The sequence below is a fragment of the Photobacterium pectinilyticum genome (genome assembly GCF_024357955.1).
Classification (GTDB): domain Bacteria; phylum Pseudomonadota; class Gammaproteobacteria; order Enterobacterales; family Vibrionaceae; genus Photobacterium; species Photobacterium pectinilyticum.
Map to the genome: position 1 here is coordinate 1 of NZ_JANEYT010000074.1, position 24,218 is coordinate 24,218.

Here is a 24,218-nt window from a genome sequence, read left to right on the forward strand (position 1 = left end):
CGAGTCCCCAAAGGGTATCAAAAATGTGTTCAAGAGAGTGGATCAACCTGACCAGTTAATTTTCCAGTTTGGTATAATAAGTGCTGCGGTTTGAGACAGCTGATTAAGCAATACTCTGCTTTGGTCAAATTCTTGGTTCACAGCAATATCCAAGTTCTGGAATGCTGATGAGTCATAGAGTGCATAAATAGCACTAACTCGTGCATTAAAACTATTTTCAAGTATTTGCTGGGACAGCGTTTTTTGCGCTAGAGCCGAAACAGTCGTTTCATTAGCCTGAGCACGCTGAGAGCGGGATTCTTTGGTTACGAAAGCAAAAGCGATCGCCATAATAACGCATATTAACAAGACAGGAACGAGCACCTGCTTCCGAACAGAAATATTATTGAGAGTAAAATGCATGAGTATAAATAAAAAAATCGTAATAGGAATGTAACTTTACCATGAATCAGCACTGCTATTTTGATTTTTATCAACACGATCATGCCGTTAAATTATTGACGGCAAAACGTCAATAATTCATCCCCCTACCCCATTAATAAAGGCGGTGTTTATGCACCGCCAATTTATTACCCCTGCTTAGAGTTTTGATCCATTGCATTTTTTGTTGAAGTGATAACCTCATCAAAAAACTGCATGACTTCATCTCTATTAAGCCATTCAGGTTTAAACCGGAATTCACTCCAGTTACTGACTTGCTTCAAGGTATTGTCAAACGATGGCCCATGAAGGTACAAAATTGCTATCAGCAAGCACTGGAATGCACTAATAAATGGATTTTTTGGTGAGAACACTTTCATCGCAGAGCCAAATGATAATTTGAGTCGACGATTTGCCAAATCAACACTGTAAAGTTCGTCGAGCGAAAGATGCACAACACCACCAAAAAATATAAAGACGCCGGATAACCAAGCAGTGATATCACTGTATCCGAGCAGGAAGACTAGCCAAACAGTGAATAGTCCTGCAACAGCAATAAAAGCCAATGAATGACAACAACCTCGGTGGATCGTGATTTTTTCTAACGATGACTTAAAATTATAGCGGATGGTTAAGTAACAGAACCCGCTATAAACGATCAACTCCAGCATCGACACCAACTGATAAATATGGCCGACAAAACTGAAAGTGATCAAACCACCAAAGAAACGGAAAAGAGTGCTCATTGACGTCGAGTTGTCGGAATCAATATCCGGCAACAGACCGCCAATCGTGCCTAACAGCATTAACCATAATGCTGTGATCGGCACAATGTGCCCTGCTGAAAGCAGAGCTGTAGCCGCCAAACTACTCGTAAGTGCGGCTGTTCCAAGATGTGTGTTGAAATTAGCCACTGTAATCACATATACAAGACAGTTCCATCACCCAATTACCAGGTATTTTTACCCACATTATTCATTGTAATCTTAGTGTGTAACTGCCACTGTCTCGTTAACTGGATAAATAACCAGTATACTGTATTACAAGGCGAACACTGTACCAAAAAACAATGTTTTAATGCTTCAAACTAATCACATGATCACTTTTTGCTCATTTTTGACATCGACCTGACACTTAATCATGCATCCGCGAACGATAAATCAAGCGTTAACTGATAAAATGCAAGGTCTAACCAGCGTTCAAATTTATAGCCTGCACTCTTAATAATGCCCACTTCTTCAAAACCAAACTTTTGATGTAGCCGTAAACTAGCAATATTTTCTAGATCTATCGCACCAATTAATGAGCGATAGCCTTGGCGAGAAGCCAATACAATGATGGTTTTCATCAACTCCATCGCAACCCCTTTGCCACGAGACTCATTTGATACATAAATACTATGTTCAACAGTAAACTGAAAAGCCGGTTGCTCTCTGAATTTACCAAATGATGCAAAACCCATTAGCCGACCGGAATCATCAAACGCCCCAACTACCGGGTAGTCACCTTCAGTTTTTGACTCAAACCACAGCGCCATCACTTCCATCGTCCGTGGTTCATATTCATAAAGAGCCGTCGTATTCAAAATGGCGTCATTAAAAATTTCCAGCATCTCGTGTGCATGTTGGTCGAACGCGCAGTATCTAATATGCATTTCACTTCCTATATTCCAGGTTCTTCTTGCTCAACCAAGCACCTTGGCGTTAATTGGATACAAAATTACCTATCAAGATCACAAGACGCTAGCTTTATTTGTAATGGTTTAGTGAAGAACACCGATATGCTGACTCTATCCAGAGGCAAAAATGGTTTCCTAACCCTTTCTTTTTCAATTATATAGTGAGAGGTGCAACTTGCTGGTACAAGCATTCTTTGCTGAATTAGGTATACTATTAGCCATTCTCCAAAAGCATTACGGATCAAACGATGGAAGCCGAACAGCTGGAAATTCTCAATTTTATCAGCCAATACCCCCCTTTTAAGGTACTCCCGGAAGAGTCATTAAAAGAAATAGCCCATAGCATTGAGGTCGCATATTACCGTGCCGACACAATGATTTTGAATTTTGGTGACGAAATTCATGATCTCTTTCTCATCAGAAGTGGGGCTGTAGAGATATACCGGCGTAAGGGTGAGCTGTATAACCGAATTGATGAAGGTGATTTGTTCGGTCAAATGGGGTTGTTGATGAACAATAAAATCAGGATGCCAGCCCGAGCCATCGAAGATACTCTGGTGTATTGTATTCCTGAGGACATCTTCAACAAATTGTGTGATGAACACGATACCTTTGCTGATTTCGTTGAGTTAGAAGATAGTGCAAGATTGCGCAATGTCGTTTCTACCCAAGAGAAAGAAAACGACCTAACCACGTCCAAGGTTCGCACTCTGCTGACGCGCGATCCTGTCACAACCAGTCGAGACGAGAGTATTCAAACTGCTGCAATCACCATGGCGGAAGAAAACATTTCGGCAATGCTAATTGTTGAACCAAGCGATAATGATGACGATGATGATTACGACCCATTGGTCGGTATCATCACTGATCGTGATCTTTGCGCTCGAGTCATCGCGAAGGGCTTAGATACCTCAGCGCCGGTCTCGGAAGTCATGAGTACAGAGTTGATTTCGCTTGATTACAATGCGTATGTTTTTGAAGCCATGCTCACTATGCTTCGCTACAATGTACATCACCTTCCGGTGTTAAGAAACAAGCACCCGATAGGTATCATAGGCTTAACTGATATCGTCCGTTATGAATCTCAAAACAGCTTATTGTTAGTCAGTACTATTTTCCAACAGCAATCTGTTGAAGAGCTGCAAGTCGTCTCCGAAGAAGTGAAAAACTGTTTCGTCCGTATGGTTAATGAAGACGCCAATGCCCATATGATTGGCAGTGCACTGTCCGTTATTGGCCGCAGTTTCAAACAACGTCTAGCCGAATTAGCTCTGGAAGAGCTTGGCCCAGCCCCAATCCCATTCTGCCTAATGGCTATGGGCTCGATGGCAAGGGACGAGCAACTGATTGTGACTGACCAAGATAATGCCTTGATCCTCGATGATAGCTACGATGAAGCCTTACATGGCGAATACTTTGAGAAGTTCGCCCAGTTTGTTTGTGACGGCCTTGCTGCATGCGGTTATAGCTACTGTACCGGCGATATCATGGCGACCAATCCTGAGTGGCGAAAAACACGCTCACAATGGGAAGAATGTTTTGCCGAGTGGATTGATAACCCTAAACCACAAGCCCTACTTAACAGCTCCATCTTCTTTGATCTGTCTGGGGTATGTGGTCGCGAGAAATGGGCGGAACAATTAAATAGCTTCGTTGTTCGACGAGCACGTAAAAATAACCGCTTCTTGGCGTGTCTAGCCCGTAATGCAATTAGCCGAACACCACCGTTAGGTTTCTTCAAAGACTTTGTGATGGAAAAAGATGGCAGGCACAATAACTCTATCAACCTCAAACGTCGTGGTACTGCCCCGCTGGCTGACCTGATCCGTGTTCATGCCCTTGCTGTCGGTTCCCGCTCACAAAACTCATTCGAGCGATTGGACGATGTAATAGAAGCAGGTATTTTACCTAAAGGTCGTGGACAGGATTTACGCGATGCTATGGAGTTGATCTACATGGTTCGTATCCGTCACCAGGCATTAGATATTGAAGCGGGGATTGACGCTGATAACAGTATCGAGCCAGAAAATATGTCTGACTTTGAGCGCCGTAACCTTAAGGCGGCATTCCAAATTCTGAGCAATGCTCAGAACTTCATTAAATTCCGTTACCAAGGTAACCGTCGGTGATAAGCAGCATGGCATTTAACAAACCCAAACAACACCGACAACTACTGAATACACGCAGCACACCGGATTGGCCAACGTTTTTTCAGACCCTTCTCGATAAGACTCGTGATGAAAGACTAAAAAACTTCTACTCCACACCGATGATAAGTGGTGATACCCCACTTAGCGAAGTGCCCTTCGTCGCACTAGATTTCGAAACAACGGGGCTTGATCCCAAAAAAGACGAAATCATCAGTATTGGTCTCGTGCCATTCACTCTACAGAGAATCCGGTGTCGAGAATCTGCAGAATGGATGGTGAACCCTCATCGGCCTCTTAACGAAGAATCGGTGATCATCCACGGCATTACCGACTCCGATTTAGAGAATGCCCCTGATCTACTGAAAGTCTTAGAGCGAGTACTCAATGCCCTAGCGGGTAAAATTGTGGTGGTTCATTATCAAAAAATCGAACGTGAGTTTATGAATCAAGCTCTGATCAGCCGATTAGAAGAAGGCATACACTTCCCGGTCGTCGATACCATGGCAATTGAAATGGCAGTTCAACAGCGCTTTAACGGCGGGCTCATCAACCGTTTAAAAGGCAACCGACCTGGATCAGTACGGCTTGCGCGTTCAAGACAGCGTTACAGTCTTCCGGATTACGCCCCTCACCATGCAGTGACCGACGCCCTCGCCACTGCGGAATTACTACAAGCTCAGATTGCCTATCACTTCACACCGGATACGCCTATTTCAGAAATCTGGCTATAAAACCCAACCTAAATAAGCATTTGATCAGTTTTCCTGCGTAATACATAGGTCAATTACTTATCCAGATTGGTATAACGCTTTTCCCAATATCAAGATATAAAAAAACGCCGTCATGATGACGGCGTTTTTGTCTCATCGAGAAATGTTTTTATTTCTGATACTTCTCAGTGGTGAAGCCCATGACAAGGCTGACACACATTAGCAACAGAATGAATACGAACGGTAGTGCGGTTGAAATTGCACCCGCTTGAAGCGCTTCGATAGCTTCAGTACCACCTACATAAAGTAGAACAGCAGCAACAGCACCCTCGATAAATGCCCAGAAGATGCGCTGTGGCATTGGTGAGTCAATCTTACCACCAGCCGTGATGTTATCGATAACCAGCGAACCGGAATCGGAAGAGGTGATAAAGAACACCATAACCAAAATAATGGCAGTCACAGACAACAAATTACTTAGCGGCAGAGATTCAAACATTTCAAACATCGCTAGCGGCACTGAAGTTAAACCGTTCTCACCAAGAGCACCGATGCCGTTAATCACTTGATCAATGGCTTGTCCACCAAATACTGACATCCACAGTGTAGTCACCAGCGTAGGAACAATTAGTACGGCAACCATAAACTCACGGACAGTACGCCCCTTTGAGATTCGCGCGATAAACATGCCTACAAATGGAGACCAAGAAACCCACCAAGCCCAGTAGAAAACAGTCCAGCCGTGCAACCATGCTTCATCTTCTCGGCCATGAGGGTTACTCAATGAAAAGAAGTTTTTCGCATAACCCGCCACTGTTGTCGGTACCGTCCCCATTGAAATAGCAAAACCGGCAAGAGTAACAAATACCAACAACGCCAAAGCGATAAGCATGTTGATATTACTTAGCAGCTTAACACCACCGTCAATACCACGAGCAACAGAAATCACCGCAAGCAAGGTCACAACTACGATAACAGCGATTTGCAGGCCAATACCACCAGAGATACCAAACACGTGTTCAATACCACTTGCAGCTTGTTGTGCGCCCAAACCAAGGGATGTTGCCAGACCAAACAAGGTGGCGATTACCGCAAAGATATCAATAATATGACCAGGCCAACCCCAAACACGATCGCCAAGAATTGGGTAGAAAATTGAGCGAATCGATAGCGGTAGGCCTTTATTGTAGGTAAAAAACGCTAGAGAAAGCGCTACGACACCATAAATAGCCCAAGGGTGCAGACCCCAGTGGTACATAGTCGCGCCCAAAGCAAGCTCAACAGCAGCAGGCGTATTCGGGTCAACATTAAGAGGTGTACCGAACCAGCCAGTGTAATAGGCCACTGGCTCTGCCACACTCCAGAACATCAGACCGATACCCATACCGGCAGCAAATAGCATTGCTAGCCATGACATACGCGAGTAATCAGTTTCAGCTTCTTGACCACCGATACGGATTTTACCGAATGGCGAAAAAATAAGCCCTAGACAGAAGATAACAAAAATATTACCCGCCCAAAGGAATAAAGCATCAAAGTTGTTGATGATGCCGTTTTTAACACCATCTAAAGCCGCTTTCGCTGACGTTGGGTCACTCACAAGAACCGCAACGATGAATAGAACGATTAAACCAGCACTGGTTCCGAATACAGGGTTATGAACATCAAAACCCCACTTCTGGATGTTATCCTGACCTACCGTATAATCCGTATTATCTATACTGTATCTATCAACTTTTTTCATTGTATTTCCCTAAAACTGCACCGAAGCCTTTCGGAAGCATTATCTGACCTACCAATAAGGTTAGCTTGGTAGGCAAGATAATGTTTCAGTAAAGTCGCGCCGCAAAATAGTTAGCCCTGTAAATAATAAGGTGATGTATAGATCAAACCATTTCCACCCCTAGAGTGTCAAGTTTTGCTATAAATCAATGACTAAAGCATAAAAATTAACCACAATATGTTAGTTTTATGCTCACCAATAGCATACCGCGACAACCAATTTATTTTGTGAACTAACCTTTATTGCTCTATGGGTCATGCTTTTACTTGCAACCAAATGCGCAACTTGTTTGATACTAATATTTTAAAAGCTGCTTGTTATACCAATCTGGGTAAGTCGTTGATCAAGTATTTATGTAGGTTGGTATTATAAGCAAAGGTTGTACTCCCCCCTATTCCCAAACAACACTTTGAATTCAGTAGCGCTAATAACGCAAAAAGCGGCCTTGAGGCCGCTTTCGTCGATGCGCTTTCTATCCGTATTAGATAAATAATAGATATGCGAGGAACATGGCAGCCAGAGAATAAATCACCGGGTGAACGTCTTTGCCTTTGCCAGCAACGACCATAGAGAACGCATAACTCACAAAGCCCATTGCCATACCATTCGCAGGAGAAAATGACAAAATGGTAAACATAATCGTAAAGAAGGACGCGATTCTTACTTCAATCACATCCCAACGGATCTTCGCAATTCGTCCAATCATGTAGATACCGACAACGACCATTGCAGGGGCAACCATAGCAGCCGAAAAAACAGAGAATATTGGGTAGAAGAATAATGAAGCAAAGAAAAGTCCTGCAGCAACAACAGCACTCAAACCGGTTTTCGCACCTTGAGACGAGGCAATACCTGATTCAGAGAACGCAGTTACAGAAGTTGTACCTAATACCGCACCGACGACCGTACCACCAGCATCAGCAATTAGCGCAGATTTTGCGTTAGGCACTTTACCGTCTTTATCAATAATTCCCGCATCGCGCCCAACTCCAACAATGGTGCTGAGACCATCAAAAAAGTCGACAATCAAGAAAACCAACACAACAAACACCAGATCAAATACTTTTTCAGGTGTAAACCCTGAGAAATTGAATATTTGACCAAAGGTCGGTGCAATGCTCGGTGGCAGAGAAACAATCGAGTCAGGTATAGGGGCGTTATTCGTTCCCATCAACACATCTGCAACCACGGTAAGTACAATCGCAGAAATGAAGGCAAAGAAAGTTGCCAGCTTAATGTTACGGATCATACAAGCCAGAGCAATGAAGATAGAGATATAGGCAATCGCAACTTGCGGGTCTCGTATATCACCAAGGCTAACCAGAATGATAGGGTTAGATACGATAATTCCTGCATTCTTCAGACCGAGAAACGCAATGAACAGGCCAAGAGAAACCGAAATAGCCAGTTTAAGATCTTCAGGGATAGCTTCAATCAAACTCTTACGGAGTGAAGTCAGACTAAGCAGAAGGTAAATGATACCGGAAATGAAGATACCCAACAGTGCTTCGTGCCATACAAGAGCGATTGCACCACTTAACAAGATACCTTTAAAGAAGCCGTTCATGCTCATGCCCGGCGCTAACATAACAGGGTAATTTCCCCAAATCCCCATCACTAATGTTGCGATGCCAGATGCAATCGCGGTTGCTGTGAAAAGCGCGCCCTTATCCATACCAGGGATATCCCCTAAAATGGCAGGGTTAACTGCAAGGATGTAGCTCATCGCTAAAAAGGTAATAAAACCTGCATACATTTCGGTCGAAACAGTTGTCTTTCGCTCAGAAAGTTTAAATATCTTATCCAAATTCACAACAAATCCCTAAGGGTAAAAAGCACAGGAAAGACATTATTAAATAGATACTTAGAGTAAGACATCTGAACCAAGGTGTATAACTAACTGGCTACAGATAAATTGTAGTTTCAAGAATAGGTCCTGAAGTAGAAACTTTTGGTCCGTCTCACCAAAAATATACAATTTAATAATTCTTGGGCGCGGATTTTAATGATCTAAGTTTTGAATTCAACGTTGTAATTTTAAATAAGCGCTCTCTGAAACACTTTGAAACAATTGAGGGCAAACGTTTGCGGTGATGCCGATTAATTACTTTCATTACGTAAAGCGATGTTCACCAAAATGATACATTTCTGTCACAACCAGTCGTTAGCATACAGGCAATAAAATGCATGATAGCCTTAAATGCGATAATAAAAAGGAAGCAATAAATGACCGCCAAAACGGATTATTCTCAACGAGCAGAGCCAGAATTTAATCTAATCATCGAAAAAGGCCTGAACCGCCGCCAATTTCTAAAAGCCACGTCGGCAGCAAGCACTGTTGCTTTTTTTGGAGCCACCCCGCTTTCTAGCGCCATTGCGGAAACAAAAGACAACAACGGTCTTATTGGCTTTGAGGCTATCTCCGCCTCAACTGAAGACAAAGTGATCGTTGCCAAAGGTTATCAGGCTGATGTGCTTATTTCCTGGGGTGATCCTTTATTCAAAGATGCCCCTGCCTTTAATCAAAATGCGAATAGCAAGGCACAAGCTCGTCAGTTTGGTGATAATAACGACGGTATGACCTTCTTCCAGATCAGCGATGATCGTGGTGTCCTATCTATCAATAACGAGTACACCAACCATGAATACCTGTTTACCCATCAGGGCAAACAGATGTCTGCTGACGACGTACTTAAATCACAAAATGCACATGGCATCTCTGTCGTTGAATTACAAAAAGTGGACGGCAAATGGGAAGTCAATCTTGATGGTCGTTTAAACCGCCGCATTACTGCCAACACCGAAATGGAATTAACCGGTCCTGCCGCTGGTGATGATCGATTAAAAACGGCGGCGGATCCTAAAGGTACCAACGTCCTTGGCACCTTCAACAACTGTGCAAATGGCGAGACGCCATGGGGCACTTACCTTACCTGCGAAGAAAACTTCAATGGTTTGTTTGGATCCAAAGAAAAACCAGCACTAGATAGCAACTACGCACGCTATGGTTTAAAAACAACGGATTCTGGCTATAACTGGTACAAGCACGATGACCGTTTTGACTTAGCGAAAACCCCTAACGAACCTCATCGCCATGGCTGGGTCGTTGAAATTGATCCGATGAACCCAAATTCAACACCGAAAAAACGCACTGCACTGGGCCGCTTCAAACATGAAAACGCGGCTTTAACGGTCAACAATGACGGTTATATAGTGGTTTACTTAGGTGATGATGAACGTGGCGAGCACCTTTACCGCTTCGTCTCTAAGAACAAATACGATGCCAACAATCCAAGTGCCAACCGTGACCTACTTGACGAAGGCACACTATACGTTGCTAAGTTCAACGCCGAAGAAGGTGAACTGCAAGGTAAAGGGGAATGGGTTGAGCTGACGTTTGGTAAAAACGGGTTAACGAAAGAAAATGGCTTTAACAGCCAAGCTGATGTGCTGATTTTTGCCCGTAAAGCGGCAACGCAAGTCGGTGCAACCACCATGGACCGTCCTGAATGGGTTGCTGTAAATCCCAAAAACCAACACGTTTTCTGCACCCTGACTAACAACAAGTACCGTGGTGTTAAAGCTAACCAGCCGGTTGATGCAGTCAACCCACGAGAAAAGAACCCATATGGGCACATTGTACGCTGGATGCCTTCAGGTCAAGATCACACCTCAAATAACTTCGACTGGGATCTGTACCTCATTGCTGGTAATCCGGCCGTACATGAAGGCCTGATGGCGGGTAGCGACAACATTAATGCCGATAATATGTTTAACAGTCCTGATGGCATCGGCTTTGATAACGCAGGTCGTTTATGGATCCAAACTGACGGTAAGTATTCCAACACAGGGGATTTTGCCGGCATGGGTAACAACCAAATGCTGTGTGGGGATCCTAACAGCGGTGAAGTTCGCCGCTTCTTAACCGGGCCCATCGCTTGTGAAATTACAGGTCTGACGTTCAGCCCAGACCAGAAAACCATGTTCATCGGCGTCCAGCATCCTGGTGAAGATCTAGCGCCTTCTCACTTCCCTAATGGCGGTAATACAATTCCACGCTCTTCTGTCATTCGAATCACGCGTATCGATGGCGGCATTATCGGCGCGGCTTAATATAAAAAGAACCATAGCTCACTAGCTCTTTCGGCGGATCATCGGATCCGCCTTTTTTCATCAGCTATCAGGATAATACAGACCTTTACTCGCCTGCTCGATGATCTGTCTTTTTTCAGCATTGACATACATCCCGAATCGAGACAAAAGAACATGTAGTTTAGGGGCAATTTGACCTTCACAGAACGGCCGCTCAGGGTGATTGAAATAGTACCCCTGTTTCTCGTCCTCACAGGGAGTAAACGACCCTGCCTCCTCAACACCTGTTACCAACTGTTCAGAAAAATCCTCTTGATGAAGTGCTATCGCTTCAATTGCTACCAGCCTCTGTGACTCCGTGTAGGTGTATATTGCAGATGGATAACGGCAACGAAGTGGGTGGCTTGAGGTCGCGTGATGAGTGTGTAGATGAACACCGACTAAAACTGGTATAGAGAGAGTAAGCGGATCGTATTCTACCAGAACGGCCTCATAGCGATCATTACCATTACCCGCACTCATCCAGCCTTGCTCTGCTGATATTACTCCATCAAGGGACTGGAACACGGCTTCCATGCACCAGTAGCAACTGCCCGAAAAACCAAGCTGCAGTGTTTTCATCATATTAGATATACACCTTCAGTCTGTTTCACAAACGAAGTGTAGCTTGGTATTAGACTTTAAGCCGTTTCGCTGCGGCAATACCTTGCTCATAGCCCTTTTGCAATTTTTGACTGTTTGTTGTAACTCGGCCGACCTCAAACTCCACCGGCGGTACAATAACATTAATACGGCAGTCTTCAGGTGGGTTATCAATAAAGTCAATGGCCTGATTATACGTGTCTGCACGCTTCATCATTGCCTCAGCCAGACAAGGGGTATCGTTTAACAGCTTTCTCACTAACCACTGAATTTTGGGCGCCTTTTTCCGATAACCATGCGGGCGCGAAAGCACCACGGTAATGTCCCGAGCCCCCATCTCATAAGCTTTAATGACAGGAATAGAGTCAGCCACACCACCATCGGTCATGTGAAAACCATCCATTTCAGGATAGTGACGATAAGCGATAGGAACAGCACAAGATGCTTTTAATAATTGATTAAGGTTTTGCTCTGTCGCCTCAATGTAATGTGCCTCTCCAGTCGCCACATTGGTTGTGACCACAAACAGAGGTATCGGTTGCTGCTCTAATTCCCAGCCATCAATTGGAATTTCATCAATCGTGATATCCCAAAGCCAGTCAATGTCCAACCAGTGACCACCACGGAAAAATCTCGGCAAATCAATGAAAGGCTTGCGGCAAGAATAATCGGTAATAACACGGTGTGAACGGCCAGGCTGGTTTGCCAACCATGCGGCTAAATTTGTCGAACCGGCTGACACACCGATGCAGAAATCAAATGGGCGGTGCTCTATCTCAAAGAAATGGTCGAGCACACCAGCGGCAAAAATACCGCGCATCGCCCCGCCCTCTACAATTAAAGCTGACTTTACCCCAATGCTTCCCTCTATGAGCATACTGTCTAAAATTCCTTTTTTTCAGGCAGTTTAGGACAAAATAATCTAAACAAAAACTGAAGCCAAGCAACTCTTCGCGCAACATGAGAATGCTTTGCTTAAAATTGGATCTCTGCCAAAGTAAATCGACTCATTGGGTTTTGGTATTCCGCATTGTCTGGCTGAAAGAAAGATGGTGGCATACGGTTTTCATAACCTAACTTGTGGAGCTTTTGCAATTCACAACGTGACAGGATCACGTATTCCAAATGTTTATCTAAAAGCTTCCCTATCGCTTCTACCGTCAATTCATCATCGCGAACTAATGTTTTGAGCTTCCCTGTAAGTACGGATAACGGAAGTACCAATTCTTTAATGGTCTCTTTGCGCACCGAGCATGCTTTCGCTTTAAGGGACCCCTTGGCAAAGGTGAATAACTGCTGCCAGTCCGGCTTTCCTTGTCGAGTCACCAGATTATGTCGATAACAGTAGTATGCCTCAAAGTACTGCCCCAGGGAGTAATAGCGTTCGCTGTGTGCTTCTAGGTAGATGTGCTGCAGCTCAATGTTGGCATTAAATTCGTTCATTTTCGACATATCGCTATGATTTCCCACTATTCTTTTTCATGGCCAGAAGAATACTTACTTTGGTTTAAACACGAACCGTTATTACACCGTATTTAACAAGATAAGCCATAGGCTGAGTTCGCTGACCTTACTCGTTTTAGTAACGAAATCCCACTATATCGTGAAATTTATCTGTAAGTGGCTAGGTCTACTTGTTTAACATCATCTTTGATAAAGGAATATTCAATGCTCATAAAGAAACCCTCACCGCTGTTTTTGAGTGAGAACGAGGCCACACCAGAAGCTATCTACAAGCAAAGAAGGACCATTTTAAAAGCATTGGGTATTACTGCGGCAAGCTTACCCCTTGCACAAACCGCCCAAGCAGGCCTTTTTGATGGCTTTGGCAAGAAAGAAGCGACAGTTGATAAACGCCGAGCACTGACTTCACGCTCTTCATCCTACTCCAATACGTCGCTATCACTGACTCCTGAAAACAAGGTACTGGAATACAATAACTTTTATGAATTTGGGACTGACAAGTCCGATCCTGCCGAAAGAACCCAAAACTTCAAAACCAACCCATGGAATATCGATATCGGCGGTTTGGTCAGTAATCCGATCACATTAGGTTATGAAGATATCTTTAACTCTTTTCCTATCGAAGAACGAATTTATCGCCTGCGCTGTGTTGAAGCTTGGTCGATGAATATTCCTTGGTTAGGCTTTCCCCTCGCCTCGTTGTTAAGAAAAGCAGGGCCACTCAGTAGCGCGAAATATGTCGCCTTTGAAACCCTTTACGACCCCAAACAAATGCCAGGGCAAGCCTCCCGTCGCTTAGGTGGTGGCATTGATTACCCATATGTTGAAGGCTTACGGCTGGATGAAGCCATGAATCCACTCACTCTCTTATCCGTAGGTCTTTATGGCAAAACGTTGGCACCACAAAACGGTGCGCCGATAAGACTGGTCGTGCCATGGAAGTACGGCTTCAAAAGTATTAAGTCTGTGGTCAAGATTACCCTTACAGACAAACAGCCACCAACGACATGGAATATTCTGGCACCTAACGAATATGGCTTCTATGCCAACGTAAATCCAAGAGTCGATCATCCTCGCTGGAGTCAATCCAGTGAACGTTTTATTGGTGAAGGCAGCATCTTTAGTAGCCGCCGAGAACCTACCAAGATGTTTAACGGCTATGAGACACAAGTCGCCTCGCTGTATAAAGGTCTGGATCTCAAACGTAATTTCTAGACATCGCTTTAATTATAGATATTAGGCAGGAGAACATGATGCCATCACAAATGACGACTCAATGGCGATTAAAGATGACGCCACGCCAAGTGTTTTGGCTCAAAGTACTGATACACGGTGTGTCACTGATCTTTATCGCACAACTTGTGTACCTGACATTGACTGGCGGCTTAGGTGCTGACCCAATACAGGGGATCAGCCACTTCACCGGTAAAGCAGCTCTGAATACCCTGCTACTGACTTTGTGTGTATCGCCCATAGCCAAACTCCTGAAAGCTGGAATGCTTGTTCGTGTTCGTCGCTTATTAGGCTTGTACTGCTTTTTCTGGGCCGTGCTTCACCTGACAGGTTATGTAGTACTTGATTTAAATTTCAACTGGTCATTGGTGCTCGACGAAATTATAAGCAGGCCATACCTCACTATCGGTGCTGTCAGTTGGGTGATTTTATTCGCCCTTGCAGTCACCTCTACCCAAAGCATTCAGCGACGTATGGGTAAGCACTGGCAAAAACTGCATAACTGGGTGTACCTCGCTACCTTGCTGGTACCCATTCATTACATCTGGTCGGTAAAATCAGGGCTCATCGAACCCATGATCTACCTTTCTATTTCAATCGGGCTATTGGCTTTTCGCTACAAAGCGCTGACTAAAGGACTTACTGCTAGGTTTAATCTGGTTCGTGTTAAATAAGTCACTGTTTTACACTCACTAAATTGCTGATATTAGGTGCTGTTCGCTATTTTTCTGATACGATATATTAATCGACGTCCGAACAGGACTTTTAGACTGGAGAAATAGGTTTCCCACTCCAGTCATGTTGTGAGCTAGTGGGGCAACCTTGTTTTCTGAACAACTAATTTCTGATTACCTTTCAACAAGCATCGAGCAGTTTCAACAGGACTGCTCAAAGCTTTGTGCGCAGCATTATCCGACGGTCCACAACCGTGGGATGCGTGAAAATCATCTTGGTATGGCACTGTGTCGCAGGATCATGGCAACCCTGCAACAAGCAGGACTCGACGCTCACTTTTCGCAACACAAAAATGACGAACAAGTATCTCAGCCTGTTTTCGTTATCGACACAACAGAGTTTTCCATTGCTGTTATTGCTCACCGTTTGCTCAGTGCTAACAAGGCTTGCAGGCAAGGGTTGATTAAGACTATTGCGGATGTAAGAACCACTCTTGCTCCGGTAAAACCAACCTACATTGTCGTCGTTGCCGATCATTGGTTTGACCGCAGCAAAGCCAGTAAAGAGATCCCTGCTTGGTGGTTAGGGAAATTACCTAAAAATATTGAAGAGTACATCACTGATGGTATCAAGCTACTAAGCTCAACCAACAGCTTAGCGGAGCAGCTACATGACGGGCATCATATGTCCCACGGTGAGTACCACCTCCACCACCCCCTAAAACGTGAAACGAACAATAAGACAGTACTTAAATACCTCTTGTTGAGTGCCTTTATACCTTTGCATAAGTAGTCAACCATGTCATCAGTGTCACACCTATCCTTGAAGGACGACTCAATCGGTCGCCTTTTCATGCGTTATACCATTCCTACTATTGCCGCCATGCTGGTAACCGGGATTTACGTCGCCATTGACGGCATGTTTGTCGGTCATTTCATCGGCGAAAATGGCCTTGCCGGCATTATGCTTGGATACCCTATTGGTTCGCTCCTATATGCGCTTGGTGCCATGGTCGGCATGGGGGCCTCGGCCTTGGTGTCGATAAAATTAGGTGAAGGCAATGAACAACAGGCTAAGAATATTGTAGGTAATGCCCTATCACTGTGTGTCGTGATATCTTTAATCGCCTGTTCTATCGGTGTGCTTTACGGTGATGACTTACTTCGCTGGTTAGGCGCGGAAGGGGAGGTATTACAGATGGCGTCGGACTATCTGTTTTGGTATTTCAGCCTTGGTGCGTTCCCTATCACCTCGATGGCTTTTTCGGCCCTGCTACGAAATGACGGACAACCCAAACGTGTTACTTTGATCATGATCCTTGGCGGTGTGCTTAATGTCGTGCTGGACTGGTTATTTATTGTTGTTATTCCCTGGGAGCTTACCGGTGCGGCCATCGCCACCATGCTCTCACAACTCGCAACAGCCGTACTTTGCCTTCAGCACTTTTTCTCAGATAAGAGCCAACTGCGAATTACTTGGCAAACACTTCGTTTGAGGTGGCACGATGTAGGTCAAATTTGCCAGCTCGGCTTTTCCAGCTTACTGATGTACTTATATTTGTCTGTGGTGCTTACACTGCACAATAAAGCCTTTCTATGGGTAGGCAAACCAATCCATGTCGCGGCATACGGGATTGTGAGTTATACCGAAGCCTTCTTTTATCTTATTTTTGAAGGAATAGCATTAGGGATCCAACCGATCACCAGCTACAACACTGGAGCAGGTCGACACGACCGAGTAATCGCCATAAGAAACCTCGCCTTTGCGACAACGCTTGGTTTTGCGCTCATCGGTGTCGCATTTATTTACAGCTATCCCGATTGGCTAGTGTACGCTTTTGCCGGTGATAACCCCGCCCTACACCCGGTCGCAATTAACGGTATTCAGCACTATTTCTGGGGCTTGCCAACGGAAGGTATGCTGCTGGTAGGTGCGACCTATTTCCAATCGATCAACCGTGCTCGAGAAGCCTCCATGCTGTCCGGCGGCAAACTTATCCTGATCAGCCTGTTCATTTTTAGCTTAGCGAAACTGCTGGGTGTCGACGGCGTCTGGATAGCTCTACCACTATGTAGCAGTGTACTGACAATATGGATGGTATATGCGTTACGCAAGCAACATATAAAACAGACATAAACACTCAGAACGGGGCGACGCAAACGTTTCGCCCTGTCACTTTCGCTGCTTTATTCTTCGCTTTGTAAATAATCACCCGCCAAACAGTGACCATGCTCACAAATTGCCATTAGAGAATGTAATACTAATTTTCAATACATTGCTATTAGGTATTATCTGCGCAATTTCATTGATGCCTGGTAATAATCATGTTCAAAAAAACGCTTGTAGCCGTTTCTCTTGCTGTTGCTTCTCTTGCTAGTGCAACTAGCGTAGCCGCTGAAAATGTCGACTTACTCATCAAAAACGCCACAGTCCTCACCATGGATGAAGACAAAAACGTTTATGAAAATGGTCTTGTTGCGGTTAAAGGAAATAAAATTGTCGCAGTAACTGACGGCAGCGATCTTAAAGAATTTGAGGCGAAGACAATTATCGATGCTGATGGCGATATTGTCATGCCGGGCCTTATCAACACCCACACCCACGTGTCCATGACGGTCTTCCGCTCGCTTGCTGATGATGTGCCAGATCGTCTGCACCGTTATATCTTCCCGTTAGAAAAGAATCTGGTTTCTCGCGATATGGTACGCATCGGTGCTCAGCTAGGTAACGTCGAAATGCTGAAAGGTGGCGTAACCACCTATGCCGACATGTACTACTTCGAAGATGAAGTGGCAAAAACAGTTGATGAAATTGGTATGCGTGCCATCTTGGGTGAAACAGTAATTATGTTCCCAGTCGCCGATGCAGCAAATGCTGATGAAGGCATCAAATATGCCGTTAACTTCATCGAGGAATATAAAGATCACCCTCGAATCACGCCGGCATTTGCTCCGCATGCACCCTACACTAACACCACAGAGACATTGAAAAAGATCACTGAATTGTCTTTGAAGTATGACGTACCTGTGTTGACCCACCTTGCAGAATCTGATCGTGAAGAGGAAGTTATCGCTGAACGTAGTGGTGGCATGTCTCCTGTTGAATACATGGCAGACATCGGTGCCCTAACGCCAAAACTTGTTGGTGCCCATGTCATCCATGTTAGCGATAGCGACATTGAACTACTGAAAAAGCACGATGTTGGTATTGCTCACAACATGAGTGCTAACATCAAATCGGCAAAAGGTGTTTCTCCAGCAATGAAAATGCAGGAAGAAGGCTTACGCATCGGTCTAGGTACTGATGGTCCAATGTCTGGTAATACCATTTCAACCATTGATGAGTTTAATCAGGTCGCCAAAGTCCATAAGCTAGTAAACCAAGATCGTGCTGCAATGCCACCAATCAAAGTTATTGAAATGGCAACTATCGGTGCAGCCCGTGCCCTTCATATGGAAGATACCATCGGCTCGGTGGAAGTAGGCAAGCTAGCAGATATCATTGTTATCGATACCAAAGCACCTAATATGGTACCAGTTTACAACCCATACTCTGCACTGGTTTACTCAGCTTATGCGCCAAATGTAAAACACACTATTGTTGACGGTAATATCTTGATGAAAGATCGCACCATGACAACCGTTGATGAAGATAAGATCCGTGAAGAAGCGCTTGAGTTTGCGGATAAAGTACGTAAAACCGTTATCGAAAGCGGCGAAGTGGTTCAGTAAGCCGTAAGCACATCGTAAATAAATATATAAAAACACCGCCTTCTATCGGCGGTGTTTTTTTAGTGCGTTTGGTATAACTGAAACATACAGAGCCCGAACTGTGCCAAGCTTTATATGTGTATACCCACTTAGTAATAGAGACTTAAGAATAAGCGTCTTACACGTAGTAGACTTCTACAGTACCTTTTAGAGTGATAAGAATCGGCTGGCCACGACGATCCAAGGCTTTTGGTGAAGGAATTTTAACCCAGCCTTCACTGATGCAGTATTCTTCTACATCTGTACGCTCTTTGCCGTTTAGGCGAATACCAATTTGGTGCTCAAAGCACTCTGCCACATGGTGTGGGCTACGAGGGTTGCACGCTAGATGATCTGGCAAAGCTGGTTTAGAGTTAGAATCGCTCATGTTTATAACCTGATATAAATAAAAAGTGCGTCATTGTAGACAATGCGAGCTTGGTGCTCAAGAACTGTAAGTGTAGTTTAAGCTGCAATTTTGACCTACTAGTCATAGTATTAGCTTTTCTACACGTTACTTTTGAACACTACGTTTTTCTACAATAAGATAAGTATGCAACTCGGGGTATTGGTCAAACTCAAGGTGCCTAATTATACAACCCAGCTCAATGAACAAATTCAAGAAGCCATTAGTGCCAAGCGTTGAGTAATAGACTTCTGGCCCCATAAAATCATCAGTATGACCGCCTTCTTCTTCCGTTCCGCCGAAAGAAAAGATAAACACGCCCCCGCAGTTAAGGCTGTCGATTATTTTGGTAATAACCTGCCGTTGTTCTTCCAGCGGAATATGCCAAATACTGTCCCATGCAGTGATAAAATCATAGGTATCATCAATTTGATACTCACAAATATCCGCATGAACAAACGTAATATCAGGGTAGCGTTGGCTGACAATCGATAGCATGTGCTCTGATACATCAATACCAGTGATGCCCTTCGCTTCAAAGCCCTCACCTTGCAATAAGTCAATAAATCGCCCCGTACAGCCACAACCTATATCAAGTGCTTTCCCTTTGTTCTTGGCAAAAGTTAGTGCCCGTTGATGTGCTTCAATGCCATTGTTACGATTGAAATCACTGCTTTGCCATAGGTGAGTTATTTGATCGTAAGCTTTACCGATTTTGTCAGGCTTCACTCGGTACCTCCATTAACATTAAATATTAAAATTAAACTCGCTCAATAACATTACACCTTGGCACTCCAATTAATTCGTAGTCAAATATTATTTACTAATAAGGTTTCACCCTAACCATTATCAATCGCGTCCTAGCACAAAAATGACTTTATGCTGTATTTCAATATACTTCCTTTTGTCGTAGTCAATATATTTTATATAAATATTAATTTGAGAACAATATCACATTATTATCTCAGAATTCCTCCCTTCTTAGTTAATATTAAAAATTTGCTTCGAGATAATAACTGCACTGATTAAGGGCAGTATCACCAAAAGTGTGACTTGCAAAGAACAAATGTGTGAATTTTCACCCACCAATCATTAATTAACGGCCTTTTTTTAAAGGTAATAATACCTTAGGTCATTTAACGTGATTAGGCACAGAAACATATTTAATCATTGTTCATAAAAGGAATGATTCAAATGATAAAATCAATTGTCTCTAAAGCCATTAAGTTTGCACTTGTTGGATCAATGGCATCTTCAGCACTTGCTGCAGCAGAACCACCTAATATTGTCTTTATTCTTACCGATGACTTAGGATTTAACCAAATTGGTGCCTATGGTAACACCCCGATCAAAACACCAAACCTTGATAAATTAGCTAATCAAGGAATCCGCTTTACACAAGCTTACGCAGGTAACACGGTAAGTTCACCTTCTAGGGTTTCACTTTTTACTGGCAGAGATAGTCAGTTAATGACAAATAACTCTAATACCGTACAGCTAGGTGAACTAGATATCACAATGGCTCACGTCCTTAAATACGCAAATTATGATACCGCGCTATTTGGAAAATACTCTATTGGCTCTCAAATGGGGGTTACTGATCCTTTAGCAATGGGGTTTGATACTTGGTTTGGACTGTATTCAATCACTGAGGGGCACCGACAATACCCTCAAGTCGTATGGCGTGATGGTGTAAAAATCAGAGTTGAAGAGAATGAAGCAAACAACAAAGGTGCTTATGCACAAAAGATGTTTACCGATGAGGCTATCGACTATATAAACGAAGATAGAGATAACCCCTTCTTCGTAATGCTTAATTACTCCTCTCCTCATGCAGAGTTAGCCGCGCCGGAAGAATACATTAAGCTTTATGATGGTGTATTTGAAGAGGAGCCCTACCTAGGAATGTCTTCTGGCGTACCCAGTGATAAATATGCCGCATATTACCCAGAGAAAGTCGATAACCCCAAGGCAACGCTTGCTGGCATGGTAACGGCGTTGGATGATTATGTCGGCATGGTTGTCCAAACATTAAAAGATAAAGGCATTGAAGATAATACTGTCATCTTTTTTACCTCGGATAATGGACCGCATGACGAAGGGGGGGCTGACCCTCATTTCTTCAAAGCATCAGAACCCTATCAAGGTATAAAACGCGATCTATATGATGGTGGTATCCATGTACCCATGATCGTTTCTTGGCCGGAACAAATCACAAAAGCAAGAGTCGACGAAACCCCGTGGCATTTCGCCGATGTATTACCAACGTTTGCAGCCCTCGCCGGGGTTTCAGTTAACGATATCCCAAGATACAAATCTAATGGTGTATCGATTAAAGGGATATTAAATGACACTCCTGAAGATATAGCAGAACGAACACTATATTGGGAGTTTGGCAAACAACTAGGTGATCCTAACTCTGGTATTGTTGGTGAAGTATTTCAGGCCGCAAGAAGAGGAGATTGGAAAGCTGTTCGCTACGGGGTTGATGGTCCGATCGAGTTATACAATATCATGACCGATCCCGGGGAAGTTAACGATGTAGCGCAAGAGAATAAAGAGGTAATGTCTCACTTCACACCACTATTTAACAAGTAACAATCTATTAGGTGCTCAATACAACATTGAGCACCTCTTACATAAATTTTCATTCATAAGTATTAAAATAGGTAAAACTTGGGAGGTTGTATGAGACATGAACCGTTGATGAAAGGGGCCAGTATCGAACAATTTAGTGCCGTCGTTAAACCAACTGGCTCTAAATGCAACATGAAATGTCAGTATTGTTTTTACCTCCACAAAAATGATTTACTCAAACAAAGCCCTCAGCCAAGAATGTCAGATTTCATTCTAGAATTACATATAAAGCAACATATAGAAGCTCAAAGTTGCAGTTATGTGGATTTTATTTGGCAAGGAGGAGAACCGACTCTCCTTGGGATCCCCTACTTTGAAAAGATAATTAAACTTCAGCGCAAATACAAAAAGAAAGACCAAGATATTTTTAACTCTCTGCAAACTAACGGAATATTAATTGACGAAAAGTGGTGTAAGTTTTTAAAAAAGAATAACTTCTTAGTTGGGTTATCGATAGATGGGCCTAAAAATATCCATGATAAATACAGGTTAAGCAATAGTGGAAGATCTACATATCCCAAAATAATGAACGCTGTTAAGTTACTTAAAAAGTATGATATTGATTTTAACGTACTATGCGCTGTAAATGCTGACAACTCAAAGAAACCATTAGAGGTATACCGCTTTATAAGGGATGAAGTTAAACCAAATGTTATCCAGTTCACGCCTGTAATACAGAAAGTCGATTTCAAAATAGCGCCTCCCATAGCCAACAATCAGCACCTTAAGAGCGATTCATTAGAAATACCAAAAGAAACACACCCACCGATAGTGACAGACTGGTCGGTGAAACCAGACTATTGGGGTAGCTTTCTTGTAGCGATATGGAAAGAGTGGATTGAACATGATTTTGGTAACGTTTTTATTGAAAATTTTGAAGATTCCGTTGCTATTTTACTTGGATTTGGTAGTCAAAAGTGTACCAGTAATGAGCTCTGCGGGAAGGGACTTGCCATCGAACATAATGGTGATGTTTATTCTTGTGATCATTTTGTTTATCCAGATTATTACCTCGGAAATATAACAAAAACACATCAAGCGGATATTATTTCATCTATTAAGCAAAGGAGGTTCGGTCTCGACAAGCGAGATAAATTACCGACAACATGTAAGCAATGCACTTACCTTAAACTGTGTGGGGGAGAATGCCCAAGAAACCGTTTTACTAAAACACCAGATAATAAACCCGGGCTTAATTATCTTTGCAAAGGACAACAGACGTTTTTCAAACATGTTATTGACGACATAAACATACTAAATAATAAATTGAAAAGATCTGTTTCATAAATAGTTGAGCACACTTTGCACTCTAATCGTCACAATATATTTATGAAATTTTAACTAAGACTTTACGTTAACAATAAGGAATATTTATGAAAAATATGCTAATTGCTGCATTATGTATAATGACTCCATTGTGCTTCGCAGAAAACAATAATAACACACAAAATGTAATTAAGGATGAAACGACTATCGCTACCACCGGTATCATAAATCCACCAAATGGGCGTTTGGCGGTGGTTAGTGATGGCAACTCTCCTGATCCAGATGATATAGCTGCTAATAGTGTAATACTTGGTATTCTTAGTGGTTCTGGATTAACAGACCGACTTGTTCACTTTTCTCACTCATGCGATATTGATCCTTTTAAAAACCCTGGAATACAAACTATTGACGCCATTAATGAGCTACGTCGTCAAAAAATATTACAATATGTGGCTGATGAAGGAATCGAACTATTTGGACCATTCGATAACCTTCGTAAAGACTACAATTGCCGTACAGAACAAGCCGGAGCGACACAAGATCTAGTCGACGCTATCAACGCTTCTTCAGACACAGATCCATTATGGATTATTGAAGCTGGCGAACCCGACCTTATTGGCTACGCCCTTGAAGCGGCTAATCCCGCATCTCGTCAATATGTCCATGTCGTCTCACACCACCCTTTTAACGATAACAGTGGTGACTTCTTTACTTGGCAGCAGATTCTCGACTTTGGTGTTGTCGAACATCAAATTGGAGATCAGAATGTTAAACTTCAAACTCCAACCGATGCCTGGGATTGGGCCAAAAACCATGATAATAAAGGCTTTGCTTTCATATGGAACATGTTAGCGTATGTCGAACATGACAGTGTCGTAGACTTTCAAACCAATAAGTTTGATTGTTCTGATGCGGGTATGGTCTATTGGTGGATCACTGGTGCCAACAATGGAGGAAACAAATTATCGACCCCAGAAGATATGAAAAACATGCTATTAGGAAATGTTAAGTAAATAAAAGACAGTACCTTAGCTATTAAAACTAATACTAAGGTACTGTTTAATTTTTAACTGTAATAATCGTTATCATCAAGGTAGGAATTAAATGAGTAGTCGTTGTAATGAAAAATAATTATATCTGTGAAAGGCTGATTAATATTTTATGTAGGATGATATGACGTAATTATTATTCTTACCCTATGCTAAATATTTACTTTATCTTTAACTCTTATATCCATACCTGATTACCACTAATACTCAGCCCTGTTAACTATACTGATGATAAGTCAGTTCATGAGGCTATTATCATGGCTA

Annotated in this window: 21 protein-coding genes and 1 riboswitch; of the genes, 11 read left to right on the forward strand and 10 right to left on the reverse strand. The window is 43.1% G+C overall.

All coding sequences use genetic code 11. The features are described 5' to 3' along the window. Positions 1–42: 42 nt before the first annotated feature. The 3 genes from NHN17_RS20910 to NHN17_RS20920 form a co-directional block, all read right to left on the reverse strand. Positions 43–330, reverse strand: coding sequence for a hypothetical protein (locus NHN17_RS20910; protein ID WP_255044571.1), 288 nt, complete (start codon positions 328–330; stop codon positions 43–45). Positions 331–569: 239 nt separating this feature from the next. Then, a complete protein-coding gene (locus NHN17_RS20915) occupies positions 570–1,334 on the reverse strand; it encodes a metal-dependent hydrolase (protein ID WP_255044572.1) in 765 nt (254 codons plus the stop codon). 224 nt (positions 1,335–1,558) lie between these two features. After that, positions 1,559–2,074, reverse strand: a complete 516-nt coding sequence (locus tag NHN17_RS20920; protein ID WP_255044573.1) for a GNAT family N-acetyltransferase — start codon at positions 2,072–2,074, stop codon at positions 1,559–1,561. 272 nt (positions 2,075–2,346) lie between these two features. Here NHN17_RS20920 and NHN17_RS20925 point away from each other — a divergent pair, with 272 nt between their 5' ends. Continuing rightward, a complete protein-coding gene (locus tag NHN17_RS20925) occupies positions 2,347–4,227 on the forward strand; it encodes a DUF294 nucleotidyltransferase-like domain-containing protein (RefSeq protein WP_255044574.1) in 1,881 nt (626 codons plus the stop codon). 8 nt (positions 4,228–4,235) lie between these two features. After that, positions 4,236–4,979: a 3'-5' exonuclease gene (locus NHN17_RS20930; protein WP_255044575.1), complete on the forward strand. Its 744-nt coding sequence runs from the start codon at positions 4,236–4,238 to the stop codon at positions 4,977–4,979. A 148-nt stretch (positions 4,980–5,127) separates the two neighbouring features. Here NHN17_RS20930 and NHN17_RS20935 read toward each other — a convergent pair whose 3' ends face one another. Both NHN17_RS20935 and NHN17_RS20940 read right to left on the reverse strand, forming a co-directional pair. Continuing rightward, the gene (locus tag NHN17_RS20935; RefSeq protein WP_255044576.1) at positions 5,128–6,702 is read right to left on the reverse strand and encodes a BCCT family transporter; all 1,575 of its coding nucleotides are present in this window, start codon (positions 6,700–6,702) and stop codon (positions 5,128–5,130) included. Between the two features lie 520 nt (positions 6,703–7,222). Further along, positions 7,223–8,554 carry an NCS2 family permease gene (locus NHN17_RS20940; protein WP_255044577.1) on the reverse strand — a complete coding sequence of 444 codons (1,332 nt, stop codon included), beginning with the start codon at positions 8,552–8,554 and terminating at the stop codon, positions 7,223–7,225. Between the two features lie 85 nt (positions 8,555–8,639). Then, positions 8,640–8,739: riboswitch (purine riboswitch) on the reverse strand. 228 nt (positions 8,740–8,967) lie between these two features. Between NHN17_RS20940 and NHN17_RS20945 the strand changes: the two genes are divergently transcribed. Next, complete coding sequence (locus NHN17_RS20945; RefSeq protein ID WP_255044578.1) at positions 8,968–10,854, forward strand: PhoX family protein; 1,887 nt, start codon at positions 8,968–8,970, stop codon at positions 10,852–10,854. A 60-nt stretch (positions 10,855–10,914) separates the two neighbouring features. Here NHN17_RS20945 and NHN17_RS20950 read toward each other — a convergent pair whose 3' ends face one another. The 3 genes from NHN17_RS20950 to NHN17_RS20960 all read right to left on the reverse strand — a co-directional run bounded on the left by NHN17_RS20950 (position 10,915) and on the right by NHN17_RS20960 (position 12,927). Then, entirely contained in the window at positions 10,915–11,457 is a 543-nt protein-coding gene (locus NHN17_RS20950; protein WP_255044580.1) for a peptide-methionine (S)-S-oxide reductase, read from the reverse strand. A gap of 49 nt (positions 11,458–11,506) precedes the next feature. Further along, positions 11,507–12,352: a patatin-like phospholipase family protein gene (locus NHN17_RS20955; protein WP_255044581.1), complete on the reverse strand. Its 846-nt coding sequence runs from the start codon at positions 12,350–12,352 to the stop codon at positions 11,507–11,509. Positions 12,353–12,450: 98 nt separating this feature from the next. Beyond that, a complete protein-coding gene (locus NHN17_RS20960; RefSeq protein WP_255044582.1) occupies positions 12,451–12,927 on the reverse strand; it encodes a hypothetical protein in 477 nt (158 codons plus the stop codon). A 216-nt stretch (positions 12,928–13,143) separates the two neighbouring features. Here NHN17_RS20960 and msrP point away from each other — a divergent pair, with 216 nt between their 5' ends. The 5 genes from msrP (at position 13,144) to NHN17_RS20985 (ending at position 18,578) form a co-directional block, all read left to right on the forward strand. Next, entirely contained in the window at positions 13,144–14,154 is a 1,011-nt protein-coding gene (gene msrP / locus NHN17_RS20965) for a protein-methionine-sulfoxide reductase catalytic subunit MsrP (RefSeq protein ID WP_255044583.1), read from the forward strand. Between the two features lie 38 nt (positions 14,155–14,192). Then, complete coding sequence (gene msrQ, locus NHN17_RS20970; protein WP_255044590.1) at positions 14,193–14,846, forward strand: protein-methionine-sulfoxide reductase heme-binding subunit MsrQ; 654 nt, start codon at positions 14,193–14,195, stop codon at positions 14,844–14,846. Positions 14,847–14,994: 148 nt separating this feature from the next. Beyond that, entirely contained in the window at positions 14,995–15,639 is a 645-nt protein-coding gene (locus NHN17_RS20975) for a hypothetical protein (RefSeq protein WP_255044584.1), read from the forward strand. Between the two features lie 6 nt (positions 15,640–15,645). Further along, entirely contained in the window at positions 15,646–16,983 is a 1,338-nt protein-coding gene (locus NHN17_RS20980; protein WP_255044585.1) for an MATE family efflux transporter, read from the forward strand. Between the two features lie 185 nt (positions 16,984–17,168). Beyond that, a complete protein-coding gene (locus tag NHN17_RS20985; protein ID WP_255044591.1) occupies positions 17,169–18,578 on the forward strand; it encodes an amidohydrolase in 1,410 nt (469 codons plus the stop codon). Between the two features lie 157 nt (positions 18,579–18,735). Here the strand turns inward: NHN17_RS20985 and NHN17_RS20990 are convergent, their stop codons facing one another. After that, entirely contained in the window at positions 18,736–18,984 is a 249-nt protein-coding gene (locus tag NHN17_RS20990; RefSeq protein ID WP_107347666.1) for a DUF3297 family protein, read from the reverse strand. Positions 18,985–19,110: 126 nt separating this feature from the next. Further along, entirely contained in the window at positions 19,111–19,731 is a 621-nt protein-coding gene (locus NHN17_RS20995) for a class I SAM-dependent methyltransferase (RefSeq protein WP_255044586.1), read from the reverse strand. A gap of 465 nt (positions 19,732–20,196) precedes the next feature. Between NHN17_RS20995 and NHN17_RS21000 the strand changes: the two genes are divergently transcribed. The 3 genes from NHN17_RS21000 to NHN17_RS21010 all read left to right on the forward strand — a co-directional run bounded on the left by NHN17_RS21000 (position 20,197) and on the right by NHN17_RS21010 (position 23,918). Next, positions 20,197–21,600 carry a sulfatase-like hydrolase/transferase gene (locus NHN17_RS21000; protein ID WP_255044587.1) on the forward strand — a complete coding sequence of 468 codons (1,404 nt, stop codon included), beginning with the start codon at positions 20,197–20,199 and terminating at the stop codon, positions 21,598–21,600. A 90-nt stretch (positions 21,601–21,690) separates the two neighbouring features. Then, on the forward strand, positions 21,691–22,926 hold the full coding sequence (locus NHN17_RS21005) for an anaerobic sulfatase maturase (RefSeq protein ID WP_255044588.1): 1,236 nt from the start codon (positions 21,691–21,693) through the stop codon (positions 22,924–22,926). Between the two features lie 86 nt (positions 22,927–23,012). Continuing rightward, the gene (locus tag NHN17_RS21010; protein WP_255044589.1) at positions 23,013–23,918 is read left to right on the forward strand and encodes a hypothetical protein; all 906 of its coding nucleotides are present in this window, start codon (positions 23,013–23,015) and stop codon (positions 23,916–23,918) included. Positions 23,919–24,218 lie beyond the last annotated feature (300 nt).